16 protein-coding genes and 1 tRNA gene are annotated in these 20,670 nt (G+C 61.1%); 3 read left to right on the forward strand and 14 right to left on the reverse strand.

Going from position 1 to position 20,670, the window contains the following annotated elements:
• Positions 1-61: 61 nt before the first annotated feature.
• The 6 genes from AC5O5R_RS01960 to rpsU all read right to left on the reverse strand — a co-directional run bounded on the left by AC5O5R_RS01960 (position 62) and on the right by rpsU (position 9,661).
• Positions 62-1,153: a site-specific integrase gene (locus AC5O5R_RS01960; RefSeq protein ID WP_156311185.1), complete on the reverse strand. Its 1,092-nt coding sequence runs from the start codon at positions 1,151-1,153 to the stop codon at positions 62-64.
• A gap of 126 nt (positions 1,154-1,279) precedes the next feature.
• Positions 1,280-1,356 (reverse strand) — tRNA-Ile (locus tag AC5O5R_RS01965).
• A 16-nt stretch (positions 1,357-1,372) separates the two neighbouring features.
• A complete protein-coding gene (locus tag AC5O5R_RS01970) occupies positions 1,373-5,116 on the reverse strand; it encodes an EAL domain-containing protein (RefSeq protein WP_172286309.1) in 3,744 nt (1,247 codons plus the stop codon).
• A gap of 127 nt (positions 5,117-5,243) precedes the next feature.
• Positions 5,244-7,094: an RNA polymerase sigma factor RpoD gene (gene rpoD / locus AC5O5R_RS01975; RefSeq protein WP_172229638.1), complete on the reverse strand. Its 1,851-nt coding sequence runs from the start codon at positions 7,092-7,094 to the stop codon at positions 5,244-5,246.
• A 67-nt stretch (positions 7,095-7,161) separates the two neighbouring features.
• Positions 7,162-9,144, reverse strand: a complete 1,983-nt coding sequence (gene dnaG, locus AC5O5R_RS01980; RefSeq protein WP_172229641.1) for a DNA primase — start codon at positions 9,142-9,144, stop codon at positions 7,162-7,164.
• 301 nt (positions 9,145-9,445) lie between these two features.
• Positions 9,446-9,661 carry a 30S ribosomal protein S21 gene (rpsU, locus tag AC5O5R_RS01985; RefSeq protein WP_003255575.1) on the reverse strand — a complete coding sequence of 72 codons (216 nt, stop codon included), beginning with the start codon at positions 9,659-9,661 and terminating at the stop codon, positions 9,446-9,448.
• A 204-nt stretch (positions 9,662-9,865) separates the two neighbouring features.
• On the opposite strand from rpsU, the gene tsaD reads away from it, so the two are divergent.
• Entirely contained in the window at positions 9,866-10,891 is a 1,026-nt protein-coding gene (gene tsaD / locus AC5O5R_RS01990) for a tRNA (adenosine(37)-N6)-threonylcarbamoyltransferase complex transferase subunit TsaD (RefSeq protein ID WP_172229643.1), read from the forward strand.
• A 16-nt stretch (positions 10,892-10,907) separates the two neighbouring features.
• Here the strand turns inward: tsaD and plsY are convergent, their stop codons facing one another.
• Positions 10,908-11,477 (reverse strand): glycerol-3-phosphate 1-O-acyltransferase PlsY, encoded by a 570-nt coding sequence (gene plsY, locus AC5O5R_RS01995; protein ID WP_172229645.1) that lies wholly within the window; start codon positions 11,475-11,477, stop codon positions 10,908-10,910.
• A gap of 74 nt (positions 11,478-11,551) precedes the next feature.
• On the opposite strand from plsY, the gene folB reads away from it, so the two are divergent.
• Together folB and folK are read left to right on the forward strand one after the other, a co-directional pair.
• Complete coding sequence (folB, locus tag AC5O5R_RS02000; RefSeq protein ID WP_027907305.1) at positions 11,552-11,908, forward strand: dihydroneopterin aldolase; 357 nt, start codon at positions 11,552-11,554, stop codon at positions 11,906-11,908.
• On the forward strand, positions 11,899-12,408 hold the full coding sequence (folK, locus tag AC5O5R_RS02005) for a 2-amino-4-hydroxy-6-hydroxymethyldihydropteridine diphosphokinase (RefSeq protein WP_172229647.1): 510 nt from the start codon (positions 11,899-11,901) through the stop codon (positions 12,406-12,408). Before folB ends, folK begins: the two co-directional genes overlap by 10 nt.
• A 260-nt stretch (positions 12,409-12,668) precedes the next feature.
• On the opposite strand, the gene AC5O5R_RS02010 is transcribed toward folK, so the two are convergent.
• The 7 genes from AC5O5R_RS02010 to apaG all read right to left on the reverse strand — a co-directional run bounded on the left by AC5O5R_RS02010 (position 12,669) and on the right by apaG (position 20,583).
• Complete coding sequence (locus tag AC5O5R_RS02010) at positions 12,669-13,775, reverse strand: multifunctional CCA addition/repair protein (protein WP_172233055.1); 1,107 nt, start codon at positions 13,773-13,775, stop codon at positions 12,669-12,671.
• A 55-nt stretch (positions 13,776-13,830) separates the two neighbouring features.
• Positions 13,831-15,399 (reverse strand): SpoVR family protein, encoded by a 1,569-nt coding sequence (locus tag AC5O5R_RS02015; protein ID WP_172286314.1) that lies wholly within the window; start codon positions 15,397-15,399, stop codon positions 13,831-13,833.
• The gene (locus tag AC5O5R_RS02020; RefSeq protein ID WP_172232959.1) at positions 15,396-16,667 is read right to left on the reverse strand and encodes a YeaH/YhbH family protein; all 1,272 of its coding nucleotides are present in this window, start codon (positions 16,665-16,667) and stop codon (positions 15,396-15,398) included. The genes AC5O5R_RS02015 and AC5O5R_RS02020 overlap by 4 nt, the downstream gene beginning before the upstream one ends.
• A 119-nt stretch (positions 16,668-16,786) precedes the next feature.
• A complete protein-coding gene (locus AC5O5R_RS02025) occupies positions 16,787-18,709 on the reverse strand; it encodes a PrkA family serine protein kinase (RefSeq protein WP_494512000.1) in 1,923 nt (640 codons plus the stop codon).
• A 282-nt stretch (positions 18,710-18,991) separates the two neighbouring features.
• A complete protein-coding gene (gene glpE / locus AC5O5R_RS02030) occupies positions 18,992-19,321 on the reverse strand; it encodes a thiosulfate sulfurtransferase GlpE (protein WP_172230696.1) in 330 nt (109 codons plus the stop codon).
• 15 nt (positions 19,322-19,336) lie between these two features.
• Positions 19,337-20,203 (reverse strand): symmetrical bis(5'-nucleosyl)-tetraphosphatase, encoded by an 867-nt coding sequence (locus AC5O5R_RS02035; protein WP_172230699.1) that lies wholly within the window; start codon positions 20,201-20,203, stop codon positions 19,337-19,339.
• A complete protein-coding gene (gene apaG / locus AC5O5R_RS02040) occupies positions 20,203-20,583 on the reverse strand; it encodes a Co2+/Mg2+ efflux facilitator ApaG/CorD (RefSeq protein ID WP_172230702.1) in 381 nt (126 codons plus the stop codon). Before apaG ends, AC5O5R_RS02035 begins: the two co-directional genes overlap by 1 nt.
• Between the last annotated feature and the right edge of the window lie 87 nt (positions 20,584-20,670).

Consider the following 20,670-nt stretch of genomic DNA (forward strand, 5'->3'; position numbering starts at 1 on the left):
TTTTAGCGGCTAAAATTTATTTTCAGCTTGTGGGTCGCGATAGAAGAGCTAAGGACTTTAGCTAAACTACCTTTTGGGGTTTAGCTAAACTTTTCTTTCTTTTTGACATGCTATCTAGTCGGGCAACTAGATCCTCGGAGCGTAAGTGCGTATATCTTTTCAACATTTGCATTGATTTGTGGCCGCTGATGCTCGATACCTCTTGGTCGGAGAGACCGCCCTCCACAAGGCGGCTTACCGCCTCATGTCTCAAGTCGTGAAATCTGAAGTCGGATAGCTGTAGCTTCTTGACCAGTAGCCCCCAGATTTTTGTGAACGCGTAGGGGCGACGTTTCCCGTCCTTCCCAGGTTCACCAAAAAACACCAGATTGCAATCGCTAGGGCGAGCGGGATTCATCATCGCGGCTTTGAAAAGCGCAGTCGCTCGCTTGCTCAGTGGCACAGTTCGTTGACCATCATTTTTCGTGTCAACGAGTCTTACGATGCGTCGCTCTGTATCCACCTGAGGTCTGCGTAGCGACGCGATTTCACCTGAGCGCATACCAGTTTCCAGAGCGATGCCAACGATCCACCCAAGCATTGGATTGCTATGCCGATTCACCTCTGCGAACAGCCGCCGTTCCTCATCCGGCGAGAGTCTACGATTGCGACCCTCCCCGGGGCTTGGCTTGCGTATATTCAACACGGGGTTAAACGTCAGGCCCAGCCCCCATTCTTGGATCGCGACCGTGAAAACGTGGCTCAGTAGAGCCAGCTCCAGGCGAACGGTGTTGTTGCTGGTCGTGCCTGCGCGGCCTGGCTCGTTAAGGCGCTTGTCGCGATAGTTGGCAATGGTTTCAGCGGAAAGGGCTGCGAGAGAATACTTGCCCAGATGCTCCGTTAGCTTTTTAGCCTTGGAGATCTCACCGCGTTGAGTCGTAGGCTTCTTTGTAGGTGTAATGTCGGTCAGGTAGCGCTTGAGCGCTATTTCCAGCGTCATGCGCTCAGAGCCGCTGCGCTGGATGTACACACCGCGCACCATCTCGTCTTCGGTGCGTCGTGACCAATCCTCAGCGTCGCGTTTGGTGCGGAAGGTTTTGGCGTTGGTCGGCCATCCGGTCTTGCGGATAACGGCCTTCCAGGTGCCGGCAGGGGTTTTGACGATTGTAGCCATCTGAAGGACTCCAAAGGCGTGCAAGCGAAGCCGCACTGTACCTAATTTGTACCTTTAGACCATAGGACTGTATCTGAGGTGGTTCCGCCAAAAACACGAAAGCCGCGCAGTGCGCGGCTTTGAGTGTGGTGGGCCCACACGGACTCGAACCGTGGACCAAAGGATTATGAGTCCTCTGCTCTAACCAACTGAGCTATAGGCCCTCAGTAAGTGGCCGGATTATAACGAGGGTTTCGCACCTGTGCCATCTGAAAGATCCGATAGTGCTATGCGCAGAAACGCGGCGGCGAAATCTTCTGCGGGCAGTGGCAGGCTGACGATGTAGCCCTGGATCTGCTCGCAGCCTTCGGCAGCCAGAAAACGTTGCTGGGCCTGGTTCTCGACGCCTTCGGCGATGATGGTCAATTGCATGCTGCGGCCCAAGGCAATGATCGCGCGGGCGATGGCGGCGTCGTGAGGGTCGTCGGGCAGGCCGCGGATGAAGGACTTGTCGATCTTGAGGATGTCCAGCGGCAGGCGCTTGAGGTAACTCAGCGAGGAATAGCCGGTGCCGAAGTCGTCGATGGCCAGTTGCACGCCGAGTTTTTTCAACTGGTGCAGCACAGCCAATGCTTCCTCGGCCTGGCTCATGATGAAGTTTTCGGTAATCTCCAGCTGCAAATCGCCGGCTTTCAACCCATAGGTCTTCAGCAGCTGCTCAATACGCTTGGCCAGGCCATGGTGGCGCAACTGGGCGCCGGCGAGGTTGATTGACAGCGGGCCGAATGCCTCGTAGTCCCTTTTCCAGCGATGCATCTGCCGACAGGCCTGCTCCAGCACCCAGTCGCCCAGCTGAAGAATGGTGCCGTTCTCTTCCGCCAGGTGGATGAAGTGCTCGGGCGGTACTTCACCAAAGGTCGGGTGGCTCCAGCGGATCAGCGCTTCGGCGCCGACCAGGCTGTGGGTCTTCAGGCTGAGCTTGGGCTGGAAGCACAGGCTCATTTCATTGCGTTCGACGGCGCGGCGCAGTTCGTGCTCCAGGGCGATACGTTCGCTGGCCTGGGCGGTGAGGTCGCGGGTGTAGGCCTCTACGCGGTTGCGGCCTTTGGCCTTGGAGCGGTACATGGCGGCGTCGGCGTTGCGGATCAGGGTGGCGACGTCAGTGCCGTCCTGTGGATAAAGGCTGATGCCGATGCTGGCGCTGGTGAAGAACTCGTGCTCGCCGGCCTGGAACGGGGCGTTGAAGCAGGTCAGCAATTTATTGGCGATGGTGCTGGCGTCACTGGGTTTGTGCAGGCCGGGCAGCAGGATGATGAACTCGTCGCCGCCCAGGCGGGCCACGGTGTCCACGTCGCGTACCTGCTCCTTCAGGCGCTGGGCGATGCCCTTGAGCAGCAAGTCGCCGACCGGGTGGCCGAGGCTGTCGTTGATGTGCTTGAAGCGGTCCAGGTCGAGGAACAGCACTGCGCCCTGGCGGTTGGATAGCTGCGCGCAAGTGAGTACGGCTTGCAGGCGGTTTTCGAACAGTGCGCGATTGGGCAAGCCGGTGAGCGGGTCGTGATGGGCCTGGTAATCGAGTTTGGCCTGGGCGTGCTTGAGGCTGGAGATGTCGGCGAACACGGCGACAAAGTGGGTGATCTCACGGTCGCTGTTGCGCACGGCGCTGATCGTCAGCCAGCCGGGGTACAGTTCGCCGTTCTTGCGCTTGTTGTAGATCTCGCCTTGCCAGTGGCCTTCGGCGGTCAGTTGGTGCCACATGGCGGCATAGAAGGCGCTGTCATGCTGGCCGGAGGCGAGCAGCCGCGGGGTCTGGCCAAGGGCTTCGATCTCGCTGTAGCCGGTGATTTCGCTGAAGGCGCGGTTGACCGCACTGATGCGCTGGTCGATGTCGGTGATCAGCACGCCTTCGGCGGTGTTTTCGAACACAGTGGCGGCCAGCTGCAGTTTCTCCTGCATCAGGTGGCGTTCGGTGATGTCGCGGGCGATGGTCAGCATGCAGTCGACGCCGGCGATCGGCAGCGGCCGCGCAGACAGCTCGCAAAGGCGGATCTGCCCGTCGCTGCGGCGGATGTGGCAGGTGAAGTCGCGCACGTAGCCGTCGCGGTTCAGCTGGTCGACCAGCCGCTTGCGCTCGTTGAGGTCGACCCAGATGCCCAGGTCCAGCGAGGTCTGGTCGATGCTTGGGTTGAGGTCATAGCCGGTAAGGCGGCAAAAGCCCTCGTTCACTTCCAGCAGCAAGCCGTCGCTCTGGCGCGACAACAGCAGGCCGTCGGGCGAGGCGTGGAAGGCCTTGGCGAATTTTTCTTCGGAGGTTTGCAACTGCTGCTGGGTTTGCTTGAGCTGGCTGATGTCGCGTACCGCCACCACCAGCGCGGGGGTGCCGTCGAGCTCGAAGGTTTCGGCCGAAGTCAGGCCGGTGAACAACTCGCCGTTGCTGCGCCGGAAGCTCATTTCCAGGTTGCGGATACCACCCTGGTGCAGGCGTTGCAGCAGCAGAGGGCCCGCGCCTTCTACGCCCCACAGGTCCAGGTCGGTGGCGGTGCGGCCGATCACCTGGCCAGGTGTCAGGCCGATCTGCTCTTCGAAGGCTTCGTTGACCTCCAGCAGGCAGCCATCGCTGTGGCGGGCGATCAGCAAGATGTCGGGGCATTGCTGGAACACCGAGGCAAATTTCTGCTCGGAAAGCCGCAGGGCGTCCTCGGTGCGCTTGGTCTCGCTGATGTCGATCATCAGCCCGCGCATCACCGGCTGGTGGCCATGCTCGATCATGCTGACGATATTACGCACCCACAACGGCTGGCCGTCGGCGCGGATCACCCGGTAGTCCAGGCTGTGGTCACGGCCGGCTGCAGTTTCACTGTCGCAGTAGGCCTGGGCCCAGAGTGCGTCCTCCGGGTGCAGGATGCTGCGCCAGAAGCCAGGTTTGAGCCACTCGGTGAGCGGAAAACCGAGCAGGTCCTCGGCATGGGGAGAGACGTAACTGTAGGTGTAGTCGTTGGCGTCGGCCTCCCAGGCAATGGCCGACAGGCTTTCGACCAGGCTGCGGTAATGGTACTCGCTGCTGCGGAGCTCTTGTTCCAGGGCAATGCGGCGGGAAATTTCCGAGCTGAGCCGACGGTTGATGCGGATCACCACGGCCAGGACGGCCATCAGCACCAGCACTGCCGGCAAGCCATACAGCAGCAGGTCTGACCAGAACATCCGCTGGTCGACCACATTACCAACCCAGTGCTGCTGGATCTGCGCTACTTCGCCACTCGTCATGTCGGCCATCACTTTGTCGAGAATACCCACCAGCACCTTGTTGTCGCGTGGGGCGGCCATGGCCAGCTGATAGCGGTAGGGCGTTTCGCCACTCACATACAAGCCGTCGAGCTTGAGCTGGCGCAGGCTCCAGATGCTCGAAGCAAGGTCCCCGACCACGGCGTCCACTTCGTCGGTGGCCAGTGCCTGCAAGGTTGAACTGACGTTGGGCATGGCCACCAGGTTGAGATCCGGGTGGTGGCTGCGCAGCAGTTCATGGGGGGCGTAGTTCTCGACCACGGCGATCTTCAGGCCGTACAGGTCATCGAGCTTGCGCGGCTGGGCGCCGCCTTTGTGCGCGAGAATGACGATGGGAAAGTCGAGGTAGGGGCGGGTGAAGGCCAGGTAGCCCTGGCGTTCTGGCGTCGACATGATGCCGGGCAGCAGGTCGATACGGTTATCGCGCGCCTGCGCGAGGACCTCGGTCCAGCTGCTGGGCTCGACCGGTTTGAGCGTCACGCCCAGGCGTTGCTGGATAGTGGCGATGTAATCGGCGGCCAATCCCTGGTACCGGCCCTCCTGGTCGCGAAACTCGAACGGTGGCCAAGAGGCATCCACGCCCAGGCTCAGCTGCGGGTGGGCAGCCAGCCAGGCCTTCTCCTCGTCTGTCAGGGTCAGGGCGCCGGCCGTTGTGTTCCACAGGACAAGGAGCAGCAACAGGATGGCCGGCATCAGCGGCATAGCGGCCTCGCATTCAGGTGGTCTGAAGTCGAGTGTAGACGGGCATTGCTGCAGATGTGCGGTGCAAGATCGGCTTTATGTTACGGAACCCTAAAGAAAAACCCCGGCCTGGGCCGGGGTTTTGTCATCACTCGTCGAGGAACGAGCGCAGATGCTCGCTGCGAGTCGGGTGGCGCAATTTGCGCAACGCCTTCGCTTCGATCTGACGGATCCGCTCACGCGTTACGTCAAACTGCTTGCCAACCTCTTCCAGGGTGTGGTCCGTGTTCATGTCGATACCGAAACGCATGCGCAGCACCTTGGCTTCGCGTGCGGTCAGGCCGGAGAGCACGTCCCGGGTGGCTTCCTTGAGGCTTTCGACCGTGGCCACGTCGATCGGGGACTGCATGGTCGAGTCCTCGATGAAGTCGCCCAGGTGCGAGTCTTCGTCGTCACCGATCGGGGTTTCCATGGAGATCGGCTCTTTGGCGATCTTCAGTACCTTGCGGATCTTGTCCTCAGGCATTTCCATGCGTTCACCCAGCTCTTCCGGGGTCGGTTCGCGACCCATTTCCTGCAGCATCTGCCGGGAAATGCGGTTGAGCTTGTTGATCGTCTCGATCATGTGCACCGGAATACGGATGGTGCGTGCCTGGTCGGCGATCGAGCGAGTGATCGCCTGTCGGATCCACCAGGTGGCATAAGTCGAGAACTTGTAGCCGCGACGGTATTCGAACTTGTCCACCGCCTTCATCAAGCCGATGTTGCCTTCCTGGATCAGATCGAGGAACTGCAGGCCACGGTTGGTGTACTTCTTGGCGATCGAGATCACCAGACGCAGGTTCGCCTCGACCATTTCTTTCTTGGCGCGGCGGGCCTTGGCTTCACCGATCGACATGCGACGGTTGATTTCCTTGATCTCGGCAACGGTCAGGCCGGTTTCGGTCTCAAGGTCGATCAGCTTCTGCTGGCAAGCAACGATGGCGGCGTCCTTTTCACCCAGGGCAGCAGCCCATTTGGTGTTGCGCTTGGCCAGGTCACCGCTCCAGGTCTGGTCGGTTTCGTTGCTTGGGAACATGCGCAGGAAGTCGGCACGCGGCATGCGGGCGTCACGCACGCACAGCTGCATGATGGCACGCTCTTGCTGACGCAGGCGGCTCAAGGCATCACGTACACGCTCGACCAATACCTCGAACTGCTTGGGTACCAGCTTGATCGGCATGAACAGGTCAGCCAGGGCCTGCAGGGCCGCGATGCTTTCCTTGTGGCCGCGACCGTTTTTCTTCAGGACCTTGTTGGTGGCCTGAAGCTGGTCGTTGACTGCACCGAAACGCTGGGCTGCGACCACCGGATCGGGACCGCTTTCGGTCTCTTCCTCGTCGTCACTGCTGTCACCGTCTTCTTCTTCGTCGTCCGATTCTTCCTTGGCCGCAGGGGCCTTGGCGCCAGGTACCGGTACTTCTTCGGTCGGCGCGGCGATGCCGTCGTCAGGGTCGATGTAACCGCTGAGAACGTCGGACAGACGGCCACCTTCGGTGGTAACGCGGTCGTATTCGCCGAGAATGTAGTCGACAGTGCCCGGGAAGTGCGCGATGGCACCCATCACTTCACGGATGCCTTCCTCGATACGCTTGGCGATTTCGATCTCGCCTTCGCGGGTCAGCAGCTCGACAGTACCCATTTCGCGCATATACATGCGCACCGGGTCGGTCGTGCGGCCGATATCGGTTTCAACTGCCGCCAACGCAGCAGCGGCTTCTTCGGCCGCTGCTTCGTCGGTGTCGGCTTCCGCCAACAGAAGGGCATCCGCATCCGGAGCACTCTCGAATACGTTGATCCCCATGTCGTTGATCATGCGGATGATGTCTTCCACCTGTTCAGGATCTGAAATATCCTCAGGCAGGTGGTCGTTGACCTCCGCGTAAGTCAGGTAGCCCTGCTCACGACCGCGGGTGATCAACTCTTTGATACGAGACTGCTGTTGCGCTTTTCCGGACATAACACCCTATCCACTGAAGGTCTTGGCGGGCAAAAAACAAGCCGAGGATTATACCCGAGCATGGGCCTCACGCGCCAGATGAGGTCGGCGTTTGTGCGGGAACATTCCGGCTCAGCAGCGCGAGAAGCTGGGTTTTTTCCTCGCTGGTCAATTCACTTTGACGTGATTTCCTGAGCAGTTGTTCCAGGCTGCGCTCGCGTTGGCGGGCGGACAAGCTAGTTATAGTGTCGAAAAACTGTTGTTCAAGGTTGTCGGCCACGATCAGCCATTCCTTTTCTGCCAGGGCCCGCAGCAGGCGGCCCTGTTCCGTGCCGTGCCAGCGTGCTATCAGCTGCATTGAGCTTAGCCCAGGATTTTTCTGTGCGGCTTCGATCAGTGCCACCAGCAGCTGGCTGTACAGATGCTGTTCGTCGGCGAAGTGGCTGGCATCTTCCACCTTGCCGGCCAGCAGCGGGTGGTGCAGCAGGGTGCGCAGGGCCGCCAGGGTGGGCGGCTCGACTGGCGCCGGCACGCGCGGCGGCGCTTCGTCGCGTTGCTGCCAGGGCTTGCCGCCCTTGCGGTTCTTGTCCCAGGGCTTGTCGCTCCACTGCTTCTTGCCGCCGCCCTTGTTCGGCTTCCATTCCTGTTCCTGGTGCACCGGCGCGTAGTCGTGCTGCGGCATGTCGCCGTAGTCAGGGGTATAGCTGGCCATGGCGTCGTAGTCGTAGCCAGGGTCGTAGTCCGGCACAGTGCTGGTCGCTGGCGCTTGTTGCGCCAGTTGCTCGACCTGCTGCGGGTCCAGCCCGGTGATTTCCTTCAGGCGATTGCGCATCAGTTGCCGCAGGTTGGCGCCCGGGACTTTTTCGATCAACGGTGCGGCCAGGGTGGCCATATGCGCCTTGCCTTCCAGCGAGCGAGGGTCTGCTTCTACGCCCAGCTGCTCGAAAAAGTAGTCGGCCAGCGGCTGGGCGTGCTGGTTGATACGGGCCATGAAGGCATCGGTGCCTTCGGCGCGCACCAGGCTGTCCGGGTCTTCGCCTTCGGGCAGGAACAGGAAGCGCGCGCGGCGCCCGTCCTGCAGGTTCGACAAGGTCGACTCCAGTGCCCGCCAGGCAGCCTTGCGCCCGGCCTGGTCGCCGTCGAAACAGAACAGCACGCTGGGCACCACGCGAAACAGACGCTTGAGGTGCTCTTCACTGGTGGCTGTACCGAGGGTGGCCACGGCATTGCGCAGGCCTTGCTGGGCCAGGGCGATGACGTCCATGTAGCCCTCGACGACAATGATCTCGTCGAGGTTGCGGTTGTGCTTGCGCGCCTCGTACAACCCGTAGAGTTCCTGGCCCTTGTGGAACACCGGGGTCTCCGGGGAGTTCAGGTACTTGGGCTTGTCGTCGCCGAGCACCCGGCCACCGAAGGCGATGATGCGCCCGCGGCTGTCGCGGATCGGGAACATCACCCGGTCGCGGAAGCGGTCGTAGCGCTTGCCGCTTTCGGCGTTCTCGATCAGCAGGCCGGCATCGATCATCACCTTCTGCTGCAGGGTGTCGGCACCCAGGTGCTTGAGCAGGTTGTCCCAGCCAGGTGGGGCGAAGCCCAGGCCGAAGTCGCGGGCGATTTCCCCGGACAGGCCACGGCCCTTGAGGTAGTCCACTGCTGCCTTGCGGGTCGGGTGGCTGCGCAGGGCCTGGCGGTAGAACTCCGAGGCGGCGTCCAGCAACGGGTACAGCGGCGAATCGGTTGGCTGGCGTGGTTTCTGGTCACGGCGGCCTTGCTCGCGGGGTACTTCCATGCCAGCGGCGCGGGCCAGTTCCTCGACAGCCTGGGGAAAGTCCAGGTTGTCGTGGTCCATGACGAAGCCCAGTGCGTTGCCGCCGGCGCCGCAGCCGAAGCAGTAGTAGAACTGCTTGTCGGGGCTGACCGTGAACGAAGGGGTTTTTTCCTTGTGGAACGGGCAGCAGGCGGAGTAGTTCTTGCCGGTTTTTTTCAGCTGGACGCGCGAACTCACCACGTCGACGATATCGAGGCGGTTGATCAGGTCGTCAATGAAACTCTGGGGAATCAGCCCGGCCATGGCAGTCTCGTCATCTGGCAACTGGCAAGTCTAATCGCTCACGCGCCTGATGGGGCGTGTGACGCTTGGGGAAGTGCGAGGGAATGTGTGCTCGTCGCCAGCCCCTAGGGGCTCGTCAGTCGGACGTGCACGTCTGGTCATACAGCAAGAAGGACCAGCTCTGACGTTTCAGGCAGGTTGCCCGGGCAGTTCGCATGAAGCTCGTGCAGGGCCTTGAGCTAGCTGCTCAAGTTTGAAGCGACCACTGCCGTCGCCCGGCGGGTAGCCGGGCAGGGCAGAAGCTTTGCGTTGAACGTCTGTATTAGTACAGACGGACGGCGCGGCGCTGTTCGCGCTGTACTTTCTTGGCGTGACGCTTAACAGCGGCTGCTGCTTTGCGCTTACGCTCTGCGGTCGGCTTCTCGTAAAACTCGCGGCTACGAACTTCAGCCAGTACACCGGCTTTTTCGCAGGAGCGCTTGAAACGACGCAGAGCTACGTCGAAGGGTTCGTTCTCTTTAACTTTGACGGCTGGCATCCAGGGCTACCTTAATTCATTACCGGGGTAGACGTGCTCCTGGCAAAACAAAGGTGTGCTGGAGTACGTCGGTTTTCAAGGGTTGCGGATGTTAACCCTTAGCAAGCCGGAATGCAAAGCCTCTGATCGAAAACCGCTGGTCGGCATTCGACACGGGGACTATCATGCGCGCCTTCGAATTCAGCCCCCACAAGGGACGAACCCATGCTAGTACTGGGATTGGAAACATCCTGCGACGAAACTGGTGTCGCATTATACGACAGTGAACGTGGTCTTTTGGCCGACGCGCTGTTCAGCCAGATTGACCTGCACCGCATGTTCGGTGGCGTGGTGCCCGAGCTTGCCTCGCGTGACCACGTCAAGCGGATGCTGCCGCTCATCCGCCAGGTGCTGGACGAGGCGGACTGCGTCGCCACCGAGATCGACGCCATCGCCTATACCGCGGGCCCTGGCCTGGTCGGCGCATTGCTGGTGGGCGCTTCCTGCGCCCAGGCGCTGGCCTTTGCCTGGGATATTCCGGCGCTTGGCGTGCACCACATGGAAGGCCACTTGCTGGCCCCGATGCTGGAAGAAAGCCCACCCGAGTTCCCGTTCGTCGCTTTGTTGGTGTCGGGTGGCCACACGCAGCTGGTTCGCGTTGATGGCATCGGCCAATACGAGCTGTTGGGCGAGAGCCTGGATGATGCCGCTGGCGAAGCGTTCGACAAGACCGCCAAGCTGATCGGCCTGAATTATCCCGGCGGTCCGGAAATCGCCCGCCTGGCCGAGCAGGGGGTACCTGGGCGCTTCGTGTTCCCGCGGCCGATGACCGATCGCCCGGGCCTTGAGTTCAGCTTCAGCGGCCTCAAGACCTTCGCGCTCAACACCTGGCAGCAATGCAAGAACGCTGGCGACGACAGCGAGCAAACCCGTTGCGACCTGTCGCTGGCATTCCAGCAGGCGGTGGTGGAGACTTTGACCATCAAGTGCAAGCGGGCGCTCAAGCAGACCGGCCTCAAGCGCCTGGTCATCGCCGGTGGCGTCAGTGCCAACAAAGCGCTGCGCGCCTCTCTGGAGGACATGCTCGGCAGTATCAAGGGTAACGTGTACTACGCCCGCCCGCAGTTCTGCACCGACAATGGCGCAATGATCGCCTACGCTGGCTGTCAGCGCCTGTTGGCCGGGCAGCAGCAGGACCTGGCGATCAGCGTGCAGGCGCGCTGGCCGATGGAGCAGTTGCCGCCGCTGTAAGGTTTGCGAAGTGTTTTCAGAAGTGCCGCTCGCGCCCGGCAAACAGGTCGCGCAGGTTGTTGCGGTGGCGCCACACGATCATCACGGTCAGCACGGTGATCGGCAGCAGCGCCTCCGGCTCGCGCCAGGCCAGCAATGGCAAGGTCAGCGGTGTGGCGACCAGCGCCGCCAGCGAGCTGGTGCGGGTGAGGTAGAAGGTCAGCAGCCAGGCGCCGATGGCCAGCAGCGCGGCCGGAAAGTACAGGCCCATGAGCATGCCGGCAGCCGTCGCCACGCCCTTGCCGCCCTTGAAGCGGAAGTACAGCGGCAGCAGGTGCCCCAGCACCGCGCATACGCCTACCCAGGCCTGCTCTTGCAGGCCCAGCCCGGCAAGGCGGGCAAGCAATACCGGCACCAGGCCCTTGCACAGGTCGCCGAGCAGGGTCAGGATCGCCAGTCTGCGGCCTGCCAGGCGTAGCATGTTGGTGGCGCCGGCATTGCCTGAACCGCTGGAACGTGGGTCCGGGCTGCCCGAAAGGCGGCTGAGGACAATGGCGAAGGACAGCGAGCCGAGCAGGTAGGCGAGCAACGCCAGTAACCAAAACATGCTAACTATTCCGGGCGAGGACGCCCTGATTCTAACGGCGCCAGTCGCCCTTGTCGTGCTGTGGAGAGAAGTGCTTGGACAGAGTGTTCATCGAAGGCCTGGAAGTCGATACCGTGATCGGTGCCTATGACTGGGAGCGGGATATTCGCCAGTGCTTGCGCCTGGACCTGAGCTTTGCCTGGGACAACCGCCCGGCTGCGGCGGGCGACGACCTGAGCCTGGCGCTGGACTACGCCAGCGTATCGGCGCGCATCCAGGCGTTTGCCGAGCAGGCCCGCTTCGAACTGGTGGAAACCTTTGCCGAGCGCCTGGTGGCCGCGTTGATGGAAGAGTTTCACATCCCGTGGGTACGGTTGAAGCTGACCAAGCCGGGTGCGGTGCCTGCGGCCCGTGGTGGTGTTGGCGTGGAGATCGAGCGCGGATGTCTCTGAGTACGGTCTACCTGGGCCTTGGCAGCAATACCGACCGTCACACGCACCTGTGTGCGGGGCTCGATGCGTTGGCGGGCATCCTCACCAACATGCGTTGTTCGCCCGCGTTCGAAAGCCAGGCCGTGGGTATCAAGAGCGGGCCGTTCATCAACTTCGTGGTCACCGGGCAAACCGGACTGCCGTTGATCGAGCTGGACCGCCGGCTGAAGTTCATCGAGGCCGAGAATGGCCGCTATGCCCCGGACCGCAAGGGGCTGCCGCTGGATATCGATGTGCTGATGTATGACGATTTGCACGGCACGTTCGATGGGCTTGTGCTGCCCCGGGCCGAGATCCTGAAGAATGCCTTTGTGCTGTGGCCGCTGTCGCTGCTGGCACCCGAGCTGGTGCATCCAGGGGCAGGCAAGAGCATGGGGCAATTGTGGCAGGACGCGCAGATTGATCAGGTGCTGGCCCCGGTTGCCTTTGAGTGGCGCGGGTTGCAGTTGACGCCTGGCTGACACTGACGCGGCCGGTGGGGGAGTAACTCTCTTGCGCAAAATTTAAACAGCGTACGCGATCCCTGTGGGAGCGGCGGTGCGGCGATCCGATTTACCCGCGAATGCGGTGGCGGCGGCAACAGTGAGTGCCCAAGGATATTGGCCGGCAGGTCCGGCCTCTTCGCGGGTAAATCGGATCGCCGCACCGCCGCTCCCACAGGGATAGCGCACGCTTCATAAATTTTGCGCAAGACAGTTGCTCCCACGGGAAGAAGCGCTACTCAGTTGAGTTTGTAAGCCTCGAGAGCGTGCAGTCGCTCGCTTTTGAGCGCCTCGCCCAGTGCCTGGCCGGTCAGCCCCGCCTGCACCAGCGGCTTCACATCCACCGCCCGTGCCGCCGCCGCCGCCCCTCGCAGATACCCAGCTTGTGGGTAACCCGCTTTGCCTTCGCCCAGTGCGATCATCTCGCAAGCGATCAGGAAATCCTCGAAGCGCTGCGGTCGCCGATACACATCGAATTTCTGCAGCAATTCCAGCAGCGCGCTGGCAGGCAGCTCTAGCGCCTTATCAGCCAGCGCCAAGCATTCCCCCGTCAGCAATGCCAGCTCCTGGCACTCCCGCGGCGCCTTCAGGCGCTGGTTGACGGCTTTGATCGAGGCAGGCGGCAACAGCCGCAGCAGGCAGGCCCAGCGCACGTGCAAGGGCTGCCCATGCGCTGCAGCCTGCTCCAGCGCCGCCAGGGCCTGCGGGGCAGCCTGAAGCTCAGGCAGCAGCTCTTGCAGGGCATTGCAGGCCCCCAGCACCTGGAAAAACACTTGGGGCTGCGCCTCCATCAGCGCGCGTTCGATTTCCTTCCAGCTACGTTCGGCAGTCAGCGCCTGCAACTCACCGGAGGCACTGATCTGGCGCATTAGCTCCAAGGTTTCCTCGGCAACCCGGAACCCCAGCGGCGCATAGCGGGCAGCAAAGCGTGCGACACGCAGCACGCGCAGCGGATCTTCGGCGAATGCCGGAGAAACGTGGCGTAAAATACGGTTTTCCAGGTCGGTTTGACCATGGTACGGGTCGTACAGCGTACCCGCTTCATCCTCAGCTATTGCATTGATGGTCAGGTCGCGCCGAGTCAGGTCTTCTTCCAACGTGACATCAGGGCTGGCGTGGAAGGTGAACCCGCCATAGCCACGCCCGCTCTTGCGCTCGGTGCGCGCCAGGGCGTATTCCTCGCCGGTTTTCGGATGCAGAAACACCGGGAAGTCGGCACCGACCGGCCGATAGCCCTTGGCGTGCATTTCTTCGACGGTGGCGCCGACCACCAGCCAGTCGATATCGCTGACAGGGCGGCCGAGCAGGCGGTCGCGCACGGCGCCGCCGACTTTGTAGATGTGCATGTGCAGCTCTCCATAACTGCCGACAGGATAACCCGTCGGCAGCCATGGCGTAGCGCTAGAGGTGGTGGATGACTGCCAGGTCCATGCGGCCGTAGTCGGCGCTTTCGCCGTGCTCGCCGCGCGGTGGCATATGATGGGTCTTCATCACCTGGTCGCCTTGCACGGTTTCCAGGTGGATGTCGAAGCCCCACAGGCGGTGCAGATGCTTGAGCACTTCCTCGGTCGATTCGCCTAGCGGTTTGCGGTTATGCTGCTGGTGGCGCAGGGTCAGGGAGCGGTCGCCGCGGCGGTCAACGCTCCAGATCTGTACGTTCGGCTCACGGTTGCCCAGATTGTATTGCGCCGCGAGTTGCTCGCGAATGAACCGATAGCCGCTTTCGTCGTGGATAGCGGGTACCAGCAGATCGTCACGCTGGTCATCATCGAGGATGCTGAACAGCTTGAGATCGCGCATCACCTTGGGCGACAGGTACTGCAGTATGAAGCTCTCGTCCTTGAAGCTGCTCATGGCAAACTTGATGGTAGAAAGCCAATCACTGCCGGCAATGTCGGGGAACCAGTGGCGATCTTCTTCGGTTGGGTTTTCGCAGATGCGACGTATGTCGGTGTACATCGCAAAGCCCAGCGCGTACGGGTTGATGCCGTTGTAATACGGGCTGTCGAAACCAGGCTGGAACACCACGCTGGTATGCGACTGCAAGAACTCCATCATGAACCCTTCGGTGATCAGCCCCTCGTCGTACAGGTCGTTCATCAGGGTGTAGTGCCAGAACGTCGCCCAGCCTTCGTTCATTACCTGGGTCTGGCGCTGCGGGTAGAAGTACTGGGCGATCTTGCGCACGATGCGCACTACTTCACGCTGCCAGGGCTCTAGCAGAGGGGCGTTCTTCTCGATGAAATACAGGATGTTTTCCTGCGGTTCGCTGGGGAAGCGCGCATCATCGCGTTCGTTACCCTTCTCGGCGCTTTTCGGGATGGTGCGCCATAGGTCGTTGATCTGCCGCTGCAGATGCTCTTCGCGCTCCTTTTGCCGACGCCGCTCTTCTTCGGCAGAAATCGGATAGGGGCGCTTGTAGCGGTCCACGCCGTAGTTCATCAAGGCATGGCAGGAGTCGATCAGGTCTTCCACCGCATCGATGCCGTGGCGCTCTTCGCATTGCGCGATGTACTGCTTGGCAAACACCAGGTAGTCAATGATGGAACTGGCATCGGTCCAGGTGCGGAACAGGTAGTTTCCCTTGAAGAAGCTGTTGTGGCCGTAGCAGGCATGGGCGATCACCAGTGCCTGCATGCACATGGTGTTTTCTTCCATCAGGTAGGCGATGCAGGGGTCGGAGTTGATCACGATTTCGTAGGCCAGGCCCATCTGGCCACGGCTGTACGACTTTTCGGTGCTGAGGAACTGCTTGCCATAGGACCAGTGGTGATAGCCCAGCGGCATACCGACGGAGGCGTAGGCGTCCATCATCTGCTCGGCGGTGATGACCTCGATCTGGTTGGGGTAGGTGTCCAGGGCATAGCCTTCGGCCAGGCGGCTGATTTCCCGGTCGTAGGTCTGGATCAGTTCGAACGTCCACTCGGACCCGGTGGAAATGGGTTGGCGTCTCTGTGCTCTGGCGGTCATGTGGCTAACCTGCGCTGGAAGAGTTCACGGAAGACCGGGTAGATGTCGCCGGCCGATACCAACTGCTGCTGGGCGAACGTGTCGGGGAACCCTTCGCCGATGCGCTCGTACTCGTACCACAGCGCCTGATGCTCACGGGGGGTGATCTCGACGTAAGTGTAGTACTGCACGTGCGGCATGATCTGCTTGGAGAGAATTTCGCGGCAGATGGGCGAGTCGTCGTTCCAGTTGTCGCCATCGGAGGCCTGGGCGGCGTAGATGTTCCAGTCGCTGGCCGGGTAGCGTTCGGCCATGATCTCCTGCATTAGCTTGAGCGCACTGGAAACGATGGTGCCGCCGGTTTCCCGGGAGTAGAAGAACTCTTCCTCGTCCACTTCGCGGGCACTGGTGTGGTGGCGAATGAATACTACCTCGATGCGGTCGTAATTACGCTTGAGGAACAGGTACAGCAGGATGAAGAAGCGCTTGGCAATGTCCTTGGTGGCTTGGGTCATCGAACCGGACACGTCCATCAGGCAGAACATTACCGCCTTCGAGCTTGGGTTGGGCTGCTTTACCAGCAAGTTGTACTTCAGGTCGAACGTGTCGAGGAAGGGCAGGCGGTTGATACGCGCTTTCAGGCGCTCGATTTCCTGCTCGACTTCCTGGATGTCGGTAAAGTTGTCGGGCTCCTCGACTTTCAGTCGGGCCAGCTCTTTTTGCGCTTCGCGCAACAGCGCGCGGCTGCTGCCGGTCAGGGCGATTCGCCGGGCGTGAGCCGAGCGCAGGGTGCGGACAATGTTGATGCGCGAGGGGTTGCCCTCGTTGGCGATACCGGCACGCACGGTCTTGAACGTATCGGCACCGGTCAGGTGGCGTTTGACCAGGTTGGGCAGCTCGAGGTCCTCGAACATGAACTCGAGGAATTCTTCCTGAGTGATCTGGAAGACGAATTCATCCATGCCTTCGCCAGAATTGCCGGCCTTGCCACGGCCTCCACCGCCCCCACCACCTTGGGGTCTGGGGATATGCTCACCTGCGGTGAATTCCTTGTTGCCCGGGTGCACGATGGTCTGTTTGCCGCCGCGACCATGGTGCAGCACAGGTTCGTCGATGTCCCGTCCCGGAATGCTGATCTGCTCGCCATGCTCCATGTCCATGATGGAGCGACGGCTAACCGCCTCTTCGACGGCCTTCTTGATATGTTCGCGGTACCGCCGCAAGAAGCGCTGGCGGTTGACCGTGCTCTTGTTCTTGCCGTTCAGGCGTCGGTCTATAACGTAGCTCATGGTCCCTCCGGTAGCTGGGAACAGCTGCACGCTTCAAGCTACGAGCTGCACGTAAAGACAGCTGCCGCCGCCCGAGGCTGGAACGCCAGCCTTGGGCGTGCGGTGTGTAGCTTGTCGCTTTATTGCGATTTCCTGACCCGCAGGTACCATTCCGACAGCAGACGAACCTGTTTGTCGGTGTAGCCACGCTCCACCATCCGGGTGACGAAGTCGTTGTGTTTCTTCTGGTCCTCTTTGCTGGCCTTGGCGTTGAAGCTGATGACCGGCAGCAGGTCTTCGGTGTTGGAGAACATTTTCTTCTCGATCACCACCCGCAGCTTTTCATAGCTCAGCCAGCTTGGGTTCTTGCCGTTGTTGTTGGCGCGTGCGCGCAGTACGAAGTTGACGATCTCGTTGCGGAAGTCCTTCGGATTGCTGATGCCGGCGGGCTTCTCGATCTTTTCCAGCTCTTCGTTCAGTGCAATACGGTTGAGGATTTCGCCGGTTTCTGGGTCGCGGTACTCCTGGTCCTGGATCCAGAAGTCGGCGTACAGCACGTAGCGGTCGAAGATGTTCTGGCCATACTCGCTGTAGGACTCGAGGTAGGCGGTCTGGATTTCCTTGCCGATGAACTCGATGTAGCGCGGTGCCAGATATTCCTTGAGGTAGCGCAGGTAGCGTTCGCGCACTTCGGCAGGGAATTGCTCCTGCTCGATCTGCTGCTCCAGCACATACAGCAGGTGTACCGGGTTGGCCGCAATCTCGTGCGGGTCGAAGTTGAAGACCTTGGACAGGATCTTGAAGGCGAAGCGGGTCGACAGGCCGTTCATGCCCTCGTCGACGCCTGCCGAGTCGCGGTATTCCTGGATCGACTTGGCCTTGGGGTCGGTATCCTTCAGGTTTTCGCCATCGTAGACGCGCATCTTCGAGTAAATGTTGGAGTTTTCAGGCTCCTTGAGACGCGAGAGAACGGTGAACTGGGCGAGCATCTTCAGCGTGTCCGGGGCGCAATGGGCCTTGGACAGCGAACTGTTGACCAGCAGCTTGTCGTAGATCTTGATCTCGTCACTGACCCGCAGGCAGTACGGCACCTTGACGATGTAGATCCGGTCGATGAAGGCTTCGTTGTTCTTGTTGTTGCGGAAAGTGTGCCACTCCGATTCGTTGGAGTGGGCCAGCAGGATGCCGGTGTAGGGGATCGCGCCCAAGCCTTCGGTACTGTTGTAGTTGCCTTCCTGGGTGGCAGTGAGCAGAGGGTGCAGGACCTTGATCGGTGCCTTGAACATCTCGACGAATTCCATCAGGCCCTGGTTGGCCCGGCACAGCGCGCCCGAGTAGCTGTAGGCGTCGGCGTCGTTCTGCGGAAACTCCTCGAGTTTGCGGATATCGACCTTGCCCACCAGTGCAGAGATGTCCTGGTTGTTTTCATCGCCGGGTTCGGTCTTGGCAATGGCAATCTGGTTGAGAATGGATGGGTAGAGCTTGACCACTTTGAACTTGGAGATGTCACCGCCAAATTCTTGCAGGCGCTTGGTGGCCCAGGGCGACATGATGGTGTTCAGGTAGCGCCGTGAGATCCCGTACTCTTCCTCGAGAATGGCCCCATCTTCGGTGGCGTTGAACAAACCCAAGGGCGATTCGAATACCGGCGAGCCCTTGATGGCATAGAACGGCACTTTCTCCATCAGCTGCTTGAGTTTCTCGGCCAGCGACGACTTGCCGCCGCCTACCGGGCCCAACAGATAGAGGATCTGTTTCTTCTCTTCCAGGCCCTGGGCGGCATGGCGGAAGTACGACACGATCTGGTCGATGCACTCTTCCATGCCATGGAAGTCGGCAAAGGCCGGATAGCGACGGATCACCTTGTTGGAAAAGATTCGCGACAGCCTGGAGTTGGTTGAGGTGTCGATCAGTTCTGGCTCACCTATGGCCAGCAACAGCCGTTCGGCCGCCGATGCGTAGGCACTGCGATCCCCTTTGCACAGCTCGAGGTACTCTTGCAGCGAGAGTTCTTCCTGGCGCGTAGACTCGAAACGTTGTTGGAAGTGGCTAAAAATACTCATGACGTCACCTCGCTCGATACATGGAGACGACGCCGGATCAGTCAGCTGATGCTGGCATGCAACCGGGTTTGCCGATTGCCGTATACCCCCCAGAACACCCTGTAACGCTACCGATGACCCGCACGCCGGTGTACCGGCTCTCCCCTTTTTTGGATGGCCTGTGCTTAAGAGTAGTTGGTTATCCGCAAGGTCAAGGGCGAGGGGCGGAGAAGTTGCGAACGACCGTTCGTCAGATAAGCCGCGAGCCCGCACGGGGCGCGGGCTGCAGTAGAAATGAAAAAATTATTCGGCGGTGCCTTGGGCGGTCTCGGCCGGGTAGGTGGCGCGCCACAGTTCGAAGCCGCCATCCACGCTGTACACGTCGGAAAAACCTTGGCCTACCAGGTAGGCAGCAGCGCTCTGGCTGGAGTTGCCGTGGTAGCACACCACCAGGGTCGGGGCATCGAGGTCGGCGTTACGGATGAAATCGGCGACCGAATGGTTATCAAGATGCCGGGCACCGGCAATGTGGCCGGCGGCAAAGGCCTGCGAGTCGCGAATGTCGACGACTACCGCACCTTGCGCGCGCAGGGCCAGGGCCTGTTCGGGAGGGATGCGCTTGAATTCGCTCATGGGTAGGGCTTTCCTTCAGGGCTGATCGTTCAGTGTAGTGGGTTGGGCCGGTTGACGCAGGGTGCCGTCGTCGGCGCATTCGCAGCGGTGGTACTCGCCGCTGTCGATGTTGTACAGGGTCATTGCACCGCCCCATACGCAGCCGGTGTCCAGGGCGATGACGTCAGGCGCGTCGACGCGCCCTTCAAGCGCCGCCCAGTGGCCGAAGATGATCTTCACGTGGCGAGAGCGGCGGTCCTTGTGCGCAAACCAGGGCTTGTAGCCTTTGGGGGCGGTGCCCACGCCTTCCTTGCTCTTGAGGTCGAGTTTGCCCTCGGCGGTGCAGAAACGCATGCGGGTGAAGTAGTTGGTGATGACCCGCAGGCGCTCGATGCCGCTGAGGTTCTTGCTCCACCTGTTCGGCTCGTTGCCGTACATGCCGTCAAGGTACAGCTTCAGGCGGCCATCATCGCGCAGCACCTGCTCTACCTCTTCAGCAAGCTTCAGGGCCTGGCCGAGCGTCCACTGAGGCGGGATGCCGGCGTGGGCCATGGCGATGCCCCTGGCTTCATCGTAATGCAGCAGCTTTTGCTGGCGCAGCCAGTCGAACAACTGGTCGGCATCCGGCGCTTCGATGATCTCGCGCAGGGTGTCGCTTTTTTTCAGGCGCTCGACGTTGTGCCAGGCGGCCAGCAGGTGCAGGTCGTGGTTGCCAAGCACGCACACCAGTGACTGGCGGATCGAATACAGGAAGCGCAAGGTTTCCAGCGATTCCGGGCCGCGGTTGACCAGGTCGCCGACCAGCCACAGGCGGTCGACGGCCGGGTTGAAGCGAACGCGTTCGAGCAGGCATTTGAGGGGCTGCAAGCAGCCCTGCAGATCACCGACGGCGTAGGTTGCCATCAGTGCAGCGCCCCCGGCACCGCCAGCCGGAAGGGTGCGATCTGGGCGTCGAAGCGTTTGCCGTCTTCGGCGAACATCTGGTAACTGCCCTGCATCGTACCCACGCGCGTGCTGATCACTGCACCGCTGCTGTAGGTGTGGCTCTGGCCTGGGTCGATGCTGGGTTGCTGGCCGACCACGCCGGCGCCGCGTACTTCTTCGACCTCGCCATCACCGTTGGTGATCAGCCAGTGGCGTGACATCAGCTTGGCCTGGACCAGGCCGCTGTTTTTTACGGTAATGGTGTAGGCGAAAGCGAAACGACTGTTCTCGGGGTCGGATTGTTCTTTCAGGTAGCGGGTCACGACGCTGACGTCGATCTGATAGCGGGGGTCGGTCATGCAAGGGCCTTGGGCGAACTGACGCAATAATGCAGTCTAGGCCATTGAGAGGGGGGAGGGCCAGCGGTGTGGGGCTTGGGGATTGTG

This window comes from Pseudomonas sp. 8_5_2 (assembly GCF_059295255.1).